This is a genomic window from Haladaptatus litoreus (assembly GCF_900156425.1).
Classification (GTDB): Archaea; Halobacteriota; Halobacteria; order Halobacteriales; family Haladaptataceae; genus Haladaptatus; species Haladaptatus litoreus.
Genome location: NZ_FTNO01000004.1, coordinates 1 through 16,425 on the forward strand (window position 1 = coordinate 1; position 16,425 = coordinate 16,425).

General features: G+C 48.8%; 16 protein-coding genes. 10 read left to right on the forward strand and 6 right to left on the reverse strand.

The genetic code is table 11. The features are described from left to right. Window positions 1-357 precede the first annotated feature (357 nt). Both BW974_RS24790 and BW974_RS16390 read left to right on the forward strand, forming a co-directional pair. Window positions 358-510: a DUF2080 family transposase-associated protein gene (locus tag BW974_RS24790; RefSeq protein ID WP_139328907.1), complete on the forward strand. Its 153-nt coding sequence runs from the start codon at window positions 358-360 to the stop codon at window positions 508-510. Window positions 511-513: 3 nt separating this feature from the next. Beyond that, entirely contained in the window at window positions 514-1,713 is a 1,200-nt protein-coding gene (locus BW974_RS16390) for an RNA-guided endonuclease InsQ/TnpB family protein (protein WP_076431337.1), read from the forward strand. Between the two features lie 574 nt (window positions 1,714-2,287). On the opposite strand, the gene BW974_RS16400 is transcribed toward BW974_RS16390, so the two are convergent. After that, complete coding sequence (locus BW974_RS16400) at window positions 2,288-3,688, reverse strand: sensor histidine kinase (RefSeq protein WP_076431339.1); 1,401 nt, start codon at window positions 3,686-3,688, stop codon at window positions 2,288-2,290. 394 nt (window positions 3,689-4,082) lie between these two features. Here BW974_RS16400 and BW974_RS16405 point away from each other — a divergent pair, with 394 nt between their 5' ends. Further along, window positions 4,083-5,291 (forward strand): RNA-guided endonuclease InsQ/TnpB family protein, encoded by a 1,209-nt coding sequence (locus BW974_RS16405; protein ID WP_076431340.1) that lies wholly within the window; start codon window positions 4,083-4,085, stop codon window positions 5,289-5,291. Between the two features lie 326 nt (window positions 5,292-5,617). Here BW974_RS16405 and BW974_RS16410 read toward each other — a convergent pair whose 3' ends face one another. After that, on the reverse strand, window positions 5,618-6,241 hold the full coding sequence (locus BW974_RS16410) for a response regulator transcription factor (protein WP_076431341.1): 624 nt from the start codon (window positions 6,239-6,241) through the stop codon (window positions 5,618-5,620). A 364-nt stretch (window positions 6,242-6,605) separates the two neighbouring features. Here BW974_RS16410 and BW974_RS16415 point away from each other — a divergent pair, with 364 nt between their 5' ends. The 4 genes from BW974_RS16415 (at window position 6,606) to BW974_RS16430 (ending at window position 11,266) form a co-directional block, all read left to right on the forward strand. Further along, the gene (locus BW974_RS16415; protein ID WP_076431342.1) at window positions 6,606-6,758 is read left to right on the forward strand and encodes a DUF2080 family transposase-associated protein; all 153 of its coding nucleotides are present in this window, start codon (window positions 6,606-6,608) and stop codon (window positions 6,756-6,758) included. Window position 6,759: 1 nt separating this feature from the next. Then, window positions 6,760-7,995, forward strand: coding sequence for an RNA-guided endonuclease InsQ/TnpB family protein (locus tag BW974_RS16420; RefSeq protein ID WP_076431343.1), 1,236 nt, complete (start codon window positions 6,760-6,762; stop codon window positions 7,993-7,995). A gap of 719 nt (window positions 7,996-8,714) precedes the next feature. Then, window positions 8,715-9,770 (forward strand): helix-turn-helix transcriptional regulator, encoded by a 1,056-nt coding sequence (locus BW974_RS16425; protein ID WP_245800164.1) that lies wholly within the window; start codon window positions 8,715-8,717, stop codon window positions 9,768-9,770. Window positions 9,771-10,672: 902 nt separating this feature from the next. After that, window positions 10,673-11,266, forward strand: a complete 594-nt coding sequence (locus BW974_RS16430) for a DUF7344 domain-containing protein (protein ID WP_076431344.1) — start codon at window positions 10,673-10,675, stop codon at window positions 11,264-11,266. Window positions 11,267-11,320: 54 nt separating this feature from the next. Here BW974_RS16430 and BW974_RS16435 read toward each other — a convergent pair whose 3' ends face one another. Next, entirely contained in the window at window positions 11,321-11,554 is a 234-nt protein-coding gene (locus BW974_RS16435; RefSeq protein WP_076431345.1) for a UPF0058 family protein, read from the reverse strand. A 214-nt stretch (window positions 11,555-11,768) separates the two neighbouring features. On the opposite strand from BW974_RS16435, the gene BW974_RS16440 reads away from it, so the two are divergent. After that, a complete protein-coding gene (locus BW974_RS16440; RefSeq protein WP_076431614.1) occupies window positions 11,769-12,068 on the forward strand; it encodes a PadR family transcriptional regulator in 300 nt (99 codons plus the stop codon). 740 nt (window positions 12,069-12,808) lie between these two features. Here the strand turns inward: BW974_RS16440 and BW974_RS16445 are convergent. Then, window positions 12,809-13,018: a hypothetical protein gene (locus BW974_RS16445; RefSeq protein WP_076431346.1), complete on the reverse strand. Its 210-nt coding sequence runs from the start codon at window positions 13,016-13,018 to the stop codon at window positions 12,809-12,811. Window positions 13,019-13,347: 329 nt separating this feature from the next. Between BW974_RS16445 and BW974_RS16450 the strand changes: the two genes are divergently transcribed. Both BW974_RS16450 and BW974_RS16455 read left to right on the forward strand, forming a co-directional pair. Next, entirely contained in the window at window positions 13,348-14,304 is a 957-nt protein-coding gene (locus BW974_RS16450; RefSeq protein WP_076431347.1) for a transcription initiation factor IIB, read from the forward strand. A gap of 309 nt (window positions 14,305-14,613) precedes the next feature. Next, window positions 14,614-14,970, forward strand: a complete 357-nt coding sequence (locus BW974_RS16455; protein ID WP_076431348.1) for a PadR family transcriptional regulator — start codon at window positions 14,614-14,616, stop codon at window positions 14,968-14,970. Window positions 14,971-15,149: 179 nt separating this feature from the next. On the opposite strand, the gene BW974_RS16460 is transcribed toward BW974_RS16455, so the two are convergent. Continuing rightward, window positions 15,150-15,584: a DUF8160 family protein gene (locus BW974_RS16460; RefSeq protein ID WP_076431349.1), complete on the reverse strand. Its 435-nt coding sequence runs from the start codon at window positions 15,582-15,584 to the stop codon at window positions 15,150-15,152. Further along, complete coding sequence (locus tag BW974_RS16465) at window positions 15,581-16,372, reverse strand: ParA family protein (protein WP_076431350.1); 792 nt, start codon at window positions 16,370-16,372, stop codon at window positions 15,581-15,583. The genes BW974_RS16460 and BW974_RS16465 overlap by 4 nt, the downstream gene beginning before the upstream one ends. Window positions 16,373-16,425 lie beyond the last annotated feature (53 nt).

Below are 16,425 nucleotides of genomic sequence, written 5' to 3' on the forward strand. Positions count from 1 at the left end.
ATGGTTTCTGCACGTTCCGACACAGAAACAGGAAGCTCCCACCTCAACAAGTGAGGGCTGGGTAAGCCCGAACGCGGTACGTGGGAGTAGTTCACGAGATGGCCTATAGGAGAAACGTGGGAGAATACGCCACTGGCGGAATAAAAGACAGCAAAACTAACAAAATTGTACAAAATATCCAAATAGGAAAAATATAATAAATAATATCATGTGGTCATTATCTGAATTGCAGGCGCTAAAACCCCGTCGTTTACGGCGGGGATACAGCGCCGTCATCGTCTTGCTTGCACGTGAGACTGCTATCTCGCAGGCCCATGGAATCGATATACTTTAGCCCCTACAACGTCTATACATTGTATGGAACGGTTCGAAATCAATGGCCACGAAGTCGTGGACGGCGATGTGCGTCCGACCGGTAACGGCGCTCACGTCTACGTCCCCCGGCGGTGGCTCGGCGCGGACGTGAAAATCGTTCGTGTTTCTGAACCAGATTCCGATTCCGACGAATAGACCATGCGATACAACTACCGATACAGGCTCACCCCATCCGACACTCTCCGAGAGACGTTGGACACTCACCGCGACCTGTATCGGCAAGTGTACAACCATTTCCTCCACCGACTCAACCGAGAAGACGAGACGACGAAATACGGCGAAATCAACCAGCTTCCGTCGATTAAGAAGTGGTGGAACGACCTCACTGACCTGTATTCTCGCACACTTCAGAATGTCGTTGAGAGATTGTACACCAACCTCTCACGGCTGAAAGACGCGAAAGATGCAGGTCGGAAGGTCGGTCTGCTCAAGTGGAAAGCACCTGCCGAATACCGGTCGTTCACCTATCGACAGTCTGGCTTCGAACTCAAGAACACGAGTGGCCAGCCTGTTCTCCGGCTCTCAAAAATCGGTGAAATACCCGTTCGAATGCACCGGGACATTCTGGATGGTGCAAAACTCAAGCAAGTCACGGTGAAGAAAGAACCAACCGGCGAATGGTTTGCCGTCTTCGGTATTGAGACTCCTGACGACCCACCCGAGAAGCCCGACGAACTCACGGACGTTGTGGGAATCGACGTGGGCATTCTCAAGTACGCTCACGACACCGACGGTACGGCCGTTGAATCGCTCGACCTCTCGAACGAACGTGAACGACTGGAACGCGCACAACGTGACCTTTCGCGCAAACAACACGGGTCGGCGAACTACTGCAAGCAACAGCGTGTCGTTGCACGCCGTCACGCCGAGTTGAAACAGAAGCGTCGTGACTTCTTGCACAAGTTGTCGAACTACTACGCCCGAGAATACGACCTCGTGGCGGTCGAAGACTTGAACGTCGCGGGAATGATGCAGTTCGATTCAAATTCACGCAACCGAGCATCCGCCGCGTGGGGTACTTTTATCCGGATGCTCGAATACAAGTGTGAACGCGAGGGCACGTACTTCGTTGCTGTAGACCCACGGAACACGACGAAGGAATGTGCGTCTTGCGGCGTGAAGACGGACAAACCGCTGTGGGTTCGGGAACATTCGTGCCCGTCGTGTGGGTTCGAAGCGGATAGAGACGCGAACGCGGCGTGGAACATTCTTTCTCGCGGTATCAAGAAAGTAGGGACGGGCTGTCCCGAATCAACGCCTGCGGAGACTGCGCTCCCTACGGACACCGATTCGGTGTCTGCAAAGCGCGTCGTTGAAACAGGAAGCCCCGCCCTTTAGGGCGGGGAGGAGTCACCGTAGCTAATCAAGTACGGCACAAGCGGATACCGCGTCCATCTCGGACGCACGAATACGCCTGATCTTCGTTTCTGGGGCCGACATGTAGTGCACGAACCCGATACACATCCCTCCGCGGATGGGGAAGTTGCCTTTGCGGGCTGACGGAACGACCCGACACCTCACGAAGGAATCCTCGCGCTTTATCATGGAGAGACTGCCAATTAGCAGATTTTTGGTATTTATAACGGATCAAACGGTGAAACCGGTGTTCTTTACTTTCACCACGGATAAGGATTGATATTTTATATGAGACACGCATAGGACGAATATGGATACCCATGATATCGACACCCAAATGGTGAAGTGGCGCTACACGTGTCCCAACGGCCATACCAGCTGGGAACCGACTAATAGCCACTTTTGGTGTCATCAGTGCAGTCGACTTTCCAATATCGATGCGGCATTTTGGAATCTCCGCGATAGAAAGACTGGAAACGAAATTAGTCGCGAAAAGGTGGTTCTTGATAAGTGAATTTCCCACCTCAACGCATAGAGGTGTCAAGTGAGTGGTTAATCATGTTCGTTCACCAAACTGTATTCCCGTAATCTCGAATCGTGCGCCACCCCTTGTTCCTTCCATAACTGCAATATCCCAGCCATGCGCTTCCACAATTTGCTGGGCAATTGAGAGCCCAAGACCAGTTCCGTTGTTTGTCGTATACCCGCTTTCGAAGACTGTGTCATGATATTCCGATGGTATTCCGGGACCATCATCTTCAACGCATACTCCATCAGGAAGTCGTTCGACTCGAACGGTTACATTTTCACCGCCATGCTCAACAGCGTTTCGAAAGAGATTTTCGAATACCTGACTCAACCGGTCAACGTCCGCTGAAATCTCGATATCGACATTCTCCAGCACCAATGTCGCTTCAGGTGGAGCAATTCGTGACCACGCACTTTCAATAATATCGTGAAACCCTGTTCGTTCCTTATCGTCAATTGCTTCAGATCTCCGTGCAAGGTCAAGCATCTCGTTTATCATGCGTTCCATCCGGTTGTGTGCTTCCCGTACCTCGTCGAAGGCATCGTCTGCGTCTTCAAACTCTGCGAGTTGAAGATATCCTTGCGCGATTCCTAGTGGATTTCGAAGTTCATGTGCGAGCATACTTGCGAACTCATCCAATCGCTCGTTTTGGTGTTTGAGTTCTTGCTTTCTATGTTTGTGCTCGGTCATATCTCGAAAAATCCCAATTATTTCTGGGTTCTCAGTATTAAACTGCATTCGCGCCGTGTTGATCTCTGCATAGCGTGTCTCTCCGTCGGGTGCCATATACGTCACCGAGTACGGGGGTAGTTGGTCGTCTTCCTCCGGCTCGTGGATATCTGCGGTGAGCCGCTCCAGTGAGTCATTGGGGAACGCATGAATATCTTCGACATGTTCGCCGAGAACTGTAGAACGGTCAAGACCGGATACTTTACAAAATGCGTCGTTGACAGCCTGAATTCGTCCATCTGCGTTGAGAACGAATACCGGATCCGGTGCAGTTTGAAACAGTGTTTGAAACCGCTTTTCACTTTGTTTTTTCTCGCGTTCGATTTCGACTGAAAGTCGCCGACGTTCTAATAATCCATTGATACGTGCCCGTAACACTGCTTTCTCGATAGGAGTCGTAATGACTTCATCGACCCCTTGCCACACCTTCGGTGTTCGTGCAGGAGATGACGTGGACGTAACAAGCAAGTATGGGAGAAACGTAGGCAGCTCGGACTCTTTCCAAGCTCTCAGTTTGTCACGATATTGGCTGAACAACGTTTCGTCTGCAATGCAAAGGTCAAACGAAGCATCGATATCGTCCTCGGGGAGAACGATATTGTACTCTGACGCTAGCCAGTCTGCTAGCAATCGGCGATTTCGGCGGTGATCGATGAGCAAGAGAATTTTCTCTTTCGAAGTCTGCATGTATCCGTTCATCAGCTATCTTTAGCAATCATTGTTACACTTGGGAGTTATTTCATCTGGCTTCCATATGGTGCCTGATGGGTATCAGCTACTAATTACATCACTCTGCACAGGATACCAGTGAGTTTAGAGAGCGATTTACCAGCTACCCTACCGTGTTCTATGCCATGGACCTTTGGAGAGTTCGATTGAAGTCGCTCATTTGTTTCTTTAGAACCCAAATAGCCTTTTACATCTTCTTTGAACCCTGCATGTGATGGAAACGTGTTTTTCACAGAAAACACAGTGCGGATGCCCCGAGGCTTGACCTCGGGGAGGAAGCGCGTCGATACACGACGCAAACCACGCACATCGGCAGGCCCGCTCCCGCAACTATAAGTAACCGGGGCACCATATGTGAAAAATCGTGGAATACCGTCGTACCGCCGTAATCAAGCTCGACGTGTCTCAAGAGGACGATTCGTCCCTCCGTGAGACAGTCAAGCAATTCAAACACTGCGCGAACACTGCGAGCGAATGGTGTTGGCACGGTGACGACGGATACCACGTTACCTCGAAGGCCAAAGCAGAACGTGCCTTGTACGACAAACTACGCAGCGAAACCGACCTTACCGCGAACCTCGTTCAGAAAGGAGTTCGTCGGGCGGTCGAAGCCGTCAAGAGCGGTGTAGCGAGGCTGAAGCGCGATGAACGAACGTCACAACCCTACTTCTCCGCCGATAGTGCGGTTTACGATAAACGAAGCGCGACGTTCCACCGCGACTACGTGTCGCTTTCGACCGTCAACGGGCGCATTGAGTGCGACTACATCCTTCCTGATGACCCTGAGTGCCACCCACGGACGTACCTCGATGACGAGGACTACGAGTTCCGTATGGCGAACTTACAGCGTCGGGATGGCGAGTGGTTCCTTCATGCCTCGATGCGAAAGGTCGAAGCCGACGACCCTAAACTCAAAACCGAGCACAGAACAGTCCTCGGTGTCGATTTGGGGGTCAACAACATTGCAGTTTCGTCAACCGGCACGTTCTGGTCCGCCGATGAGTTCAACCACTGGCGTCGGGAATACGAGAAGCGTCGTGGCTCGCTCCAACAAACCGGAACAAGAGCGGCACACGAAGCCATCGAAGGCGTAGGTAACAAGGAGTACGGTCGCTTCGAAATATACCTGCATGGCGTAGCGAACGAACTCATTGAGGAAGCCGTCGAATACTGCTGTTCGCACATCGTCTTCGAGGACTTAACGCATATCCGCGAGAACATCCCGCAGGCGACGTGGCAACACGTCTGGGCGTTCCGCCGGTTGTTCCAATACGTCGAATACAAAGCGGCAGAACACGGCGTCGAAGCCGTACAAGTCCCGCCAAACCACACTTCCCAACGCTGTTCGATGTGTGGGTGTACGCACGAGGACAACCGCGACGGTGAGAACTTCGAGTGCTTGAAGTGCGGGTATCAGAACCATGCGGATTACAACGCGGCGAAGAACGTCGGCTTTCGGTATCTCCGGCGGCGGCAAAATGCAGCCGACGGAGGCGCACCTGTAGACGTGCGCTTGAATCGCGGGACGTTGAACGTGAGTGGGGAGTATGTCCCCCCTGCCTCGACGGCATAGAACGGGAGTCCACGCGAAAGCCTCGGGGCTTGACCCCGAGGCAGTTTACAGTGACTGCTCCCCGTACTTTTGGGCGGGGTTTTAGCACCTGCAATTCAGATAACGATTCTTGTTTCGTTTTCTTCTGCTTTTTGATGGTCTTGCGGGCTGATTTCGAGTATCGAAAAACTGAGTAGCTTCTGTCCAACCACAGCCAAAATAAAAATCTTGTCCTCAATGCGTGTTGCATTGAATAGTTCACTTCTGTTATTTCCATTAAAATAATTACCAAGAGTCCCTATCCCATTTTTATCAGATCACATGAAAACATATAGGGTCAAAAATTCTCAGTTTTTGAATTCAGAAGCGTCGTTTTGTTCCGATGACTGCACTAGTTTTGAATTAGCGGTGTTGCGATCTTGGAATTCAGCGCGCAAGTCATCATTGTCCAGCCCCTCCACGGTTTCTGAGAGGTCGTTTCGAAGCGATTCTAATCTTGCTTTGAGATCGGCGTATTCTGAGTGCCTGGTGAGTTCATCAGTTTTCTTTCGTTCCTCTAACGCTGCTTTCTTTGTAGACAACGCCAACATTTCCTGTAATTGTGTATCGTATGTTGAACGAGTTCTAAGCGAAGAGACAACGTTGTGTAGTTGTTCTGGATTAGAAACTGGTTTGCAAATATAATCGTCGAAGCCAAGTTCGAGAATATCGAAATCAGGCTCGACTGCAGTCACCATCGCGACGCGACAATCGATCTCTTGATCGCGGATTTCGTTAAGAACCTCTTGTCCAGAAAGATCGGGCATTCGCCGGTCGAGAAGCACGATATCTACTGATTTGTCTATCTGTTCCAGTGCCTCGGTTCCGTTATACGCCTTTTTTATGTTGTAAGAATTTTCGAGCCACCGAGCATGGAGGTTCGTAATCGCTCGTTCGTCGTCAACGATGAGAACGGTTGGAACGTTAGACATTGATTACATAGGACTCAAGTCGCTTTGCTATATCAATTGCGACGATATGATTCGTGTGTAGGCAGTTTGTTCGAATATTGACCATGAGCGAAGTGCCTCTTATTGCAACTAACGTGTGATTGGATTGTAATTTCATATAGGTTTTTCGATGTTAGATCCGTAAAAATTGACAAAAAACGATTTAATCTGCTATTTTTGAAGATGATGACCAGGGCACACCAATCTCATTGATAGAGACCGATAGCGCATACCTCCGGCTTCAGGCGGAGGTCGAGCGATAGGCATAGCCCGTCCATTCTCCGGTACCGTACACGGCTGGATTTCCAATCGGTAATACTAAGTATATCTAATGTATGTCCATTGTATGGTAAATCGGTTTGAAATAGAGGGTGAGGAAGTCCTCGATGGCGAAGTCAAACCCTTCGGCAATAGCGCCCACGTAACCGTTCCAAAGCGATGGCGTGGAGCGGCTGTGAAAGTGGTACGCACTTCAGAACCAACAGAACAGGACGACTAATATGACCGAGCTCACAGAGACATTGGAACTCAAACTTGTGAACCCGAATACTCACAAGCATCGGAAACTCTGTGAGACGAAACACGCCTACCAACAAGCACTCGAAGCCGCATTCAACGCTGACTGTACGACACAGACGGCGGCGAACGACGTAGTGGTTAACTACGACCTGAGCGGGTACGCGAAGAACGCGCTCAAGCAGTATGTCCCGCAACTCTGTGGGGGAAGCTACGACGCCAAGGAGTTGAAGGACGACCACCCCGTTCGGTTCACGAACGAAGGCCCGAAACTCGACCACAAGCCACAGAACGCCATCGAGTGGTATGTCAAAATCCCGCACCACGACGACTACCACCTCTGGATACCTGCCCAAATCAATCCCGAACAGCGGGAGTGGCTTGAAGCATTGTATGTGGGCGACGCGAAGATGGGCGAGTGTCGGTTGTTCGACCGAGACGGCGAGTGGTACTTTCACATCGTCGCCACGCGAGACGTAGAAGAGCGAGAAACCAGTCCGGCGGAGACGCCGATTGGGGTAGATATCGGGGAAGCCTCTTTGGTAACGGTGTGTCACCGTAACGAGCGCGGCACCCCGACTACACCCAACCTCTGGAACGACGAAGGCAAGCGAGTACGGCAACTCCGTGAGACGTACTTCACAGCTACTCGACGCCTTCAGAAACGTGGTAGTGAACGTATCGCTGAGTCCTACGGTGACGAGTTGTGGCGACAGATCGACCATCTCCTTCACACGGTCACGTCGGAGGTCGTCGCTTACGCCGACCAATTCGAGAATCCCGTGTTGGTTCTGGAAGACTTAACGCACATTCGTGAGAACATGGACTACGGCGCGTTCATGAACCGCCGTCTTCACGGATGGGGCTTTGCGAAGATGCACGCCCAGATTCGCTACAAAGCGGCTGAGAAAGGGATTCGTGTGGAAACGGTGAATCCAGCGTACACCTCGAAGACGTGCCACTGTTGTGGAGAGACGGGCTACCGTCCGAAGCAGGCGACGTTTAAGTGTTCCAATTCGGCGTGTTGGGTATCGAAGTACCAAGCAGACGTTAACGCCGCGCTCAATATTGCAGACCGCTACCTCGGCAGAGAGAGCCATTCAAGAGAACACACGAGTGGCGATGACTCGGCTGAGGAAGGGGGACGTTTGACCGTCCCACAAGACACCCAAGCCGATGCTGAATCCCAGCAATTGACGCTTGGGGCGTATGCGTCTTGAAACCTGAGGGCCACGCTCGGCCTGAAATCCCATGGTGGGATTCCCGCGACTTGAGGCGCGGGAGGAGGTCAAGCGGCTGTACCGATCACAATACTCTACGCATTTGGCAATACAAAGAGAGCTCAAACAAGAGTGTCGCTGTTGAATGCTCTTAGAGCGAGTATTTCAGCCGTTTACGAGAAACCAAATTTAGGCGTCTATATGAGAATTCGCCATGCAAATGAGCCATTCATTTAATATCTGTTATAAAATATTATACTTAAACACGGCGTGTGGAGTTATAAACAACCACTTGCATTTGCAAGGAGATGTTTTTTGATAGGGGAATGGCTAATAAGCAATGTTAATGTCCACGCATCGTCTTTATAATCTGTTGTCACACGGCTCACAACAAACGCGAGTTGTCAGTTACGACTTAGGGCAAGTATGAACAACGAGACGCAGGTTGATGTTTTTGAAGCCGATGCTTGTACAGCTTCACGCTTTTTCAGTAACACTAAATCTAAAATTTACTACTCGTCAAAAATATCTGGAATAAAAAAGAGATTCAAGTTAAAACAGTTGAAGCGAATTTTCGCCACTCAGTTAAATTACTACGAACGGGTAATACCATTAGGGAATAACAAAAAGGAAACAATACATTGATATTCATGAATCTTAAAACGACAATAACCAAGAACCGATGTATTAATGTATTTGAAGTATTAAAAATTATATAAATGAATGTTGGTAAGTTAAAAGATAATCTTCACGATGCGTCAAACGTCCTCGTACTTGCACCTCTGACGCCAGACGGAAACCAGAGGTATATGGAGCTTTTAGCTCTTCCGCCGGAAAAAAATACAGCTATCGCTGCAGTCACATACACACAGTCACCGGATCAGTGGCTCACTGAGTGGCAACGAAATATTGGATCGCTTTCACCGGTAACTCAATTTATTCATGCAAGCGGCATGACTCAGTCTGAAACCTTCGACGAACAAGTATCGGATGACGTGGCTATAGCGATAGCTGATCCAACAGATCCAATGGAGATTATCGTTCCGTTGAGCAAACACTTAAAGAGATGGACGGAAGAAGACAAACAACCGATTGTTTCATTGCAAACGCTGACCGTTCTCCTCGAATACGTGGATTTCGACACTGCTTTCCGATATCTTCACATCCTCACGCACAGAATTCAGGCTGCGCAGGCAGTCGGTTATTTCCAGATAGATCCGGATATTCACGACCCAGAAACTATCAATACGTTGAAAACATTGTTCGATACTGTGATCGAAATTTCTCAAAGTGGTGTCGAGTTGACGACAGCACCCGCTTACACACCGGTTGAAACGACAACTGATCAGTCAGCCAAAGATGACTCAAATTCAAAAATATCGACTGGTGGTGCGCTATCGTCCATACGAGCGATGTTATCTGGCTTGTTCAATCAGAAAACGGACGATGCAACCGTTGAGCAAGAAGTCGAACCGGAAACAAACGTCACGAGTGAAACGACAAGAGTAGAGTCACAAAAACCAGTTAAAGAGTTAGCGGACGAAGAAATGCTGACTGACGAAGAACGAATTCGTTCTCTTCTTATCAAATATGGTGGACGAATGAAACAAGCAGATATTACGTCGGAAACCTCATGGTCAAAATCAACCGTGAGTCGGAAGCTTTCAAAAATGGAAGAAAATAACGAAATAAAACGCGTCCAAATCGGCCGCGGAAATGTTGTTTTCTTGAATGGCTCTGAACCGGAAGCGTCGAAGTCACCTTTTGAGGTCTAAGCTATAGATTAAGCTCGCTGTATTTGTAATCCATCAAAGCACGAGGGGAGTAGAAGTCATGAGCGCTATCTACCCTCGCGGCCGGATTTTCCAACATTGCCTCCGTGCTAGGCATACGTATCGACGTGCGCACTTGTGATTATTATAGGGATGTTAACGTCTTGTGCATTCCGTAGGCTACTACATCCTAAGTCAACAAGCGAAAACATAATTTGTATAGCTTTTAACCCATTATTTAAAAATATAAAAATTAATAATTTATATTAAATAGTATAATTTCTGAGTATTGTGCTATCGAAATGGTGGGGAAAGTCGTGCTAATATTCTTCTCAATAGTCACATCAACTACTTGGAGGAATAAGTACTATGGCCGGTAGAGAGATAAAGGTATCTTCCCTGATCAATTTCTAATACGTCAGTATTGGTAGCGTGACATCCTCCCGCGCCTGAAGACGCGGGCCTTTCACACCCACCAACGAGCGGTTTGTTGGGATGTTTACGGTTCGCACCCCGACGTGGTGCTGTCACTGCCACAGTGTCGGTGCTCCTATTGCATCCGGAAAACGGACAAGACTCGGAGTCTGGGGTATTTTGTGTTGGTCTGTGTGTCCGAGGGCTTACGTATTGGATAAGGCAAAACATCAAGTCAACTGCTAGTTTTCGGACTGTCGGTAACCGAAGGGTGCTACCATTTGGTTCACGCCGAGTGAGACGCAGAAAGAAAACCTAAGGCTTTACCGTACTGCGAAAGTGAACAAAGACGGCGATTCATCCACGCATGCAATTCTATAAACTGCCTCTTATACAGTTCCTAAGCACCTCCGCAACCATTTGCAACAGTCTGAAACAAAATGGGAAAGTTTTATTGGTTTATTAGCCTTTATATCAATAATTAGTTCGTCATGAGTGCTACAGATGCTTCAACAGAAACTACGGAGAAAGACAGTGTTGATGACGCGAATATCACCACTGAATTATCGAGGGATAAAATATTCCACATTCTGCAAACACCACGCCGGCGCTACATCCTCCGATACTTGCAAGATCAAGAAGGTTCTATCCAGATGCGCGACGTTGCTGAACAGGTCGCTGCGTGGGAAAACGATACGACAGTACAAGCTCTCTCGTCGAAAAAGCGCCAGCGTGTCTATATTCCATTATACCAGACGCACCTGCCAAAGCTCGATGAAGAAGGTATCATCAATTATGATCAGAGCCGTGGAACAGTCGAGCGAACCGAGGTAGCAAACCAATTTGATCAATACCTCACTACTGACGATCCAGATACTACAGATGATAATGAGATTGATGATCAAATTCCCTGGGAGTCGTATTATTTTGGAGTTTCACTACTTAGTACACTTCTCCTCGTCGCTTCATTTGTTGGCGTACCCTTGTTTTCTACTCTTCCTTCTGTCGTCATCGGTGGAAGCATCATCACTATGTTTGCGCTCGTAACATTTTCACAATATGTCGTTGAGTGGAGTAAGAAGTAACTCAGTTTTATCTCGTACAGTGATTATCCTATATTAACTATCTTATCTTAGCCATCACTCAACATTTGTTGCAAGTTCTGTCATCTGGTTTGGTATCTTTCCCGTAATTCCATTTGAAAGTAGGAAAACAGCATCCCTGTGAGCGGTTTTTGACCGATGTATGGATGTTGGATAAACCCCCTTGTCTTCGTAGTCTGAAAGAGTGACTCTTTCGCCGGTCCAATCTTCATACTGGTCTCTTACCTCTAGGAGTAACCCATGAAGGTGAATCAGCTCTTGTTTCTTCATATCATAGATGGATAGGTGGTTCAGCCTTAATATCTCCTTAGGCCGATAGCAGACATATTTCGGGGGTATTTCAGAAGAACCAAGAAGATTGATGTACCATGTTTAGAGCCGAGTATTATCAACCATTACACATTATCAAACCTAGTTTATAGTCGAAATAGCCGCATTATCATGTTATTAACTAATATCGTGTAGACATAACACGGTGATGACTATGTACGACTTGACTGGCTTCCAACGAGACCTGTTGTATGTCATCAACGGTCTGTCTGAACCACACGGACTAGCAATTAAAGAAGAACTGGAAGATTACTATGAGAAAGATATTCATCATGGTCGACTCTATCCAAACCTGGATACTCTCGTCGATAAAGGACTAGTCGAGAAAGGTCAGGTTGATCGTCGGACAAACTACTATACTTTGACCCGGCGGGGCCAACGAGAGATTGAAGCACGCAGTGAATGGGAAGCACAATACATTGGCGACGAAGAAGCGGTTGAAGCAGCGGACTGACGCCACCCTTAGTGTGAAGGGGTTTATCGCCATATTTTGCATACTGATAAAAATTAAAATTCTCATTTATTAATATATAATTTTCCACATGAAGTAGAAGTCAAATACTCTTTGTTACTCTCCCCGGCTTCTCAATCCCTATACAGCCTCTTTTCCTTGCTGGTCGCGGATGGCTTTTTGAAGCAATCCGCTTGGAGAGAGATGTGGGAACAGCACAAACCGATGTTAGCGAGAGTGTTCTGGGGCGGCGGTTTCTGGGTACACTCGTTCTATGCGGGGATGACCGGGGAAATGTGCAGTCGGACTGTGGCGCGGTGCGTGACCTCCTCCACGCCGTAAACGGCGTGGCATCCCACCATGGGATATCGGCCAGCTGCCTTCAAGGTTCTAACCCGCACTCTCACAGGAACCGGCGGCACACCGGGGGAACCTCTCGGTTTAACTCCCGTGATAGGGCTATGACCCGGTCACACAGGCCCCATCTCCGACCGAGTCATCGGCATACGTGTATTTTCTGGCATGACTCTCTCCACCGGAGTAGAAGGTTAAAACAAGAGATACAGACCCTTAAACGCATTGGAAACGGATATCCGTCCATCGACGGTAGTGTGTCGTCCCGGCCTACCGTTCGACCCGCGCCTGAAGACGCGCGTATGCACTAAAAACTACTATCAAGCTTATGCGATTCACCCTCGGGGTCAAGCCCCGAGGCATTCTCGCTGTATTTTCTGTAGAACCTGTCAAATAGCCATCTCCAGGCGGCCGAACACCTTGCAGAGTGTCGAGGGTACAAGGATCGAATTGAGATCGAGGGCGCCACAGACGTAGGGCATCTCGATGAGTTCGTCAACGAGATTTGGGTACGTGGCAGTCTTCTTGATCTTCAGACGGGGCAAGACGAATGTACGCAGAGCGTGAACCCCTTCCGCGAATAGCGAGTCGAAAACCATGCCACAGCACGGCGAGCCAGCACCATAACACATTCAGTGAACTGGAGAGGTTGTGACTTCGGGAGCGTTCCATCTCCCCTCGCGCTACTCATGCGTCGTGTTTCTCAGCAAGGGTTTCAATAACGCAAAAATTTCCACTCCAACGTGCCAGGTGCGTCAGGTGGCTAGTTCACCAGAATTTGCCGTATGGTATATATAAAAGATTCTATATTATCTATAAACGACTGCAGTCATCGACTTTTCCCATGATTACACTATTATTTTGTATGTGTGTTACTCACAAAGGCTCATCCGGGGGTTTAAATGTTTGCTGTGATAATAGAATAACGATGAAACGGTCCACTCGCCAACGGGAGCGCGCCGCGCAGCAAACCGAAACCGAGGAGGAGGGGGTTAAAAGCTGTCCCGAATGCGGGTCGGAGAGTCTTGTCAACAGCCCTGATCAGTCCGAAATAGTCTGTGATGACTGTGGGCTGGTCGTTGAAGAAGACCACGTCGACCGCGGGCCAGAATGGCGCGCGTTCAACCACAGCGAGCGACAGAGTAAATCTCGCGTGGGTGCACCGACCACGCAGACGATGCATGATAAAGGATTGACCACAACTATCGACTGGAAAAATCAAGACGCATATGGTCGGTCGTTGTCGTCAGAAAAGCGCAGTCAGATGCATCGTCTGCGAAAATGGCAAGAGCGTATTCGGACGAAAGACGCAGGCGAGCGTAACCTTCAGTTTGCACTTTCCGAGATAGACCGAATGGCTTCCGCGCTTGGTGTACCCCGATCGGTACGTGAAGTCGCCTCAGTTATTTACCGGCGAGCACTCTCCGAAGATCTCATCCGCGGACGTTCTATTGAGGGCGTTGCAACGAGTACGCTATATGCTGCTTGTCGGCAGGAAGGGATCCCACGAAGTCTCGAGGAGGTCGCAGAAGTGTCTCGAGTAGATCAGAAAGAAATTGGGCGAACATACCGCTACATTTCACAGGAACTTGGACTAGAGATGAGGCCAGTTGATCCCAAGCAGTATGTTCCCCGGTTCTGCTCGGATCTCGGTGTCTCTGAAGAAGTTCAGTCAAAGGCAAACGAAATCATCGATACAACTGCAGAGCAAGGACTGCTCTCGGGTAAATCACCGACTGGATACGCTGCCGCTGCCATCTATGCCGCTTCGCTGCTATGTAACGAGAAGAAAACGCAGCGCGAGGTTGCTGACGTTGCGCAGGTGACCGAGGTAACCATCCGAAATCGGTATCAAGAGCAGATCGAGGCACTTGGTATTCACTGAAAATTCTAGCGATTTCTATATGGACTCCACGCATTGTGGGTGGAGCCTCCTGTCTCCACGATGCGTGGTATGAATCGGTAACATCTGCACTAGACTCTTTCTCTCATCATCTACTGCTTAGTTATATATGACTAGCAAAACAGTCCGCTAATTCCAGGATGTTACTAAAATTACAATCAGAAGCGATCCTTTCACCATCATCCGGGACTAGATGATGATGGATATATAATATTCTCAACAAAGGGCCTAAATATTGTCCTGAGTAGGAAGTTTTATATCCTTTGTCAATTAATATCATGATGAGATACCATGTCAGAGGCAAAAACAGTCCCGGACACGTCAACGGTTCGCAGTCTCACAGCATTTCAACAGAACGTTCTGCTAGTTCTGGCTGAGGAGTCCCGATACGGTCTTGCAATCAAGCGTGAACTAGAAAGCTTCTACAACGAGGAAGTAAATCACGGTCGTTTGTACCCCAACCTTGACACGCTTATCGAGCTCGGATTAGCTGAAAAGAGTGAACTCGACAAGCGAACAAACGAGTATTCTATTACCGAAGATGGACATGCCGCCCTGCTTGACTTGTTTGAGTGGCGGTTCCAGAAATTCATAACGAATGACGAGCGCGCAGAGCAAATTCGCGAACTGCTTGAAACACAGCAGTAACCTTTCCTCAAGCTGAACACAGACTACTTTTCGTTCCTAAATTCAAAGGTAAATAGTTGCCATTATGGCGAGAATTAGTTTCCCAAATATTCAACTACAAGTGTGAGCACAAGCTCACGCAGTTCGTTGCTGCCCTAAAGTCGCATCCGAGCTGTCTTAACTTCTTGATAGTTGAGTTGCTACTCTATTTCAAAGAGAAGGTCTCTGATTTCCTCCCCATCCATTCCGTCAAGTGCGTCGAGTCCAGCTTGTACGACTAGTGGGTAAAAGTGTCTATTCTTCTCCAGCTCGTCTCCAAACGAGCGTTCATACGCTAAATTGAGCTCTTTATATCGAAAGTCTAGTTCTGATCGCTGATTCTCTGGGAGATACATATACGTCCCAACCTGCGTATCTTTTACGCTCATTGGTTTTGACGGTTTGGACGAATTTGATCGTTCGTCTGATTCGCCCGTTTCGGACGATTCAACATGTTTGTCAGAGGTAGATGATTCTGTTACTGTATCCGATGCTGATTGTTGTCCTCTGTCAGCGCGGTTCGGCGGTTCGGATTGTTGGTCACGTTGTTTGCGACGTCGTCGACGAAGACGGTCTGCTCTGCTTTCGTCGCTCATGCCGTCACCTCAACAAGGCCGAGACGCCGTTCTAAGTCTTCGGCGATAGCAAGGAATTCTGCGGTCATGTCGCATTCTTCTTCGAATTCAAAAACTGAACAGCCAGCAGAAAACGCTCGCTGGAGCGTGACGCGCTTTCGAATTTTCCACACTGGAATGTCGGAAAACGCCTCCTCAAACCACGCGAGCATCGATTTTGCCTCATTAGTTGTTTCGATGCGGTTAGCTACGACGCCGAGGTCACGAACGTGCGTGTCATACTCTGCTTCGAGTACCTCCATTTGGTCGAACAGGATTTCAAGCGCACGTTTGCTTGTTGATTCGGCCAAGGCGGGAATAAGAACGTTTCCAGCTGTCAATAGTGCGTTGTCAGTAAGATTACCGAGATAGGGTGGGCAATCAATAATGATGACGTCGTACTCGGTGTTGAGGCTATCAATAACCTGTCCTAAACGTTCCCGGCCCCGCATAGCCATTGTGAGCTCGGGCTCGATACTAGTCATATCGATATTACTTGGGAGAACGTCCATTTCTGGGTGGGACGAAATGAGTGCGTCGATATCTTCCCGCGCCTTATGATCGGTTAAGGCGTCAAATAGGGTCGGTGGTTGCGCTTCGTATTCCTCTTCCAATCCTAATCCTTCAGTGGCGTTTCCCTGGGGATCGAGGTCAATGAAGAGAACGTCATGTCCCTGTTGGTTCAACGCCCCCGCGACATTGATCGCGACCGTAGTTTTGCCAACCCCACCCTTCTGGTTCGAGATGGCGATTTTTTCTGTGTCGGACATACGAATCGTCAAAACCGTCCAAATTATATAAAACCGCGTCAGACACTCGGAAA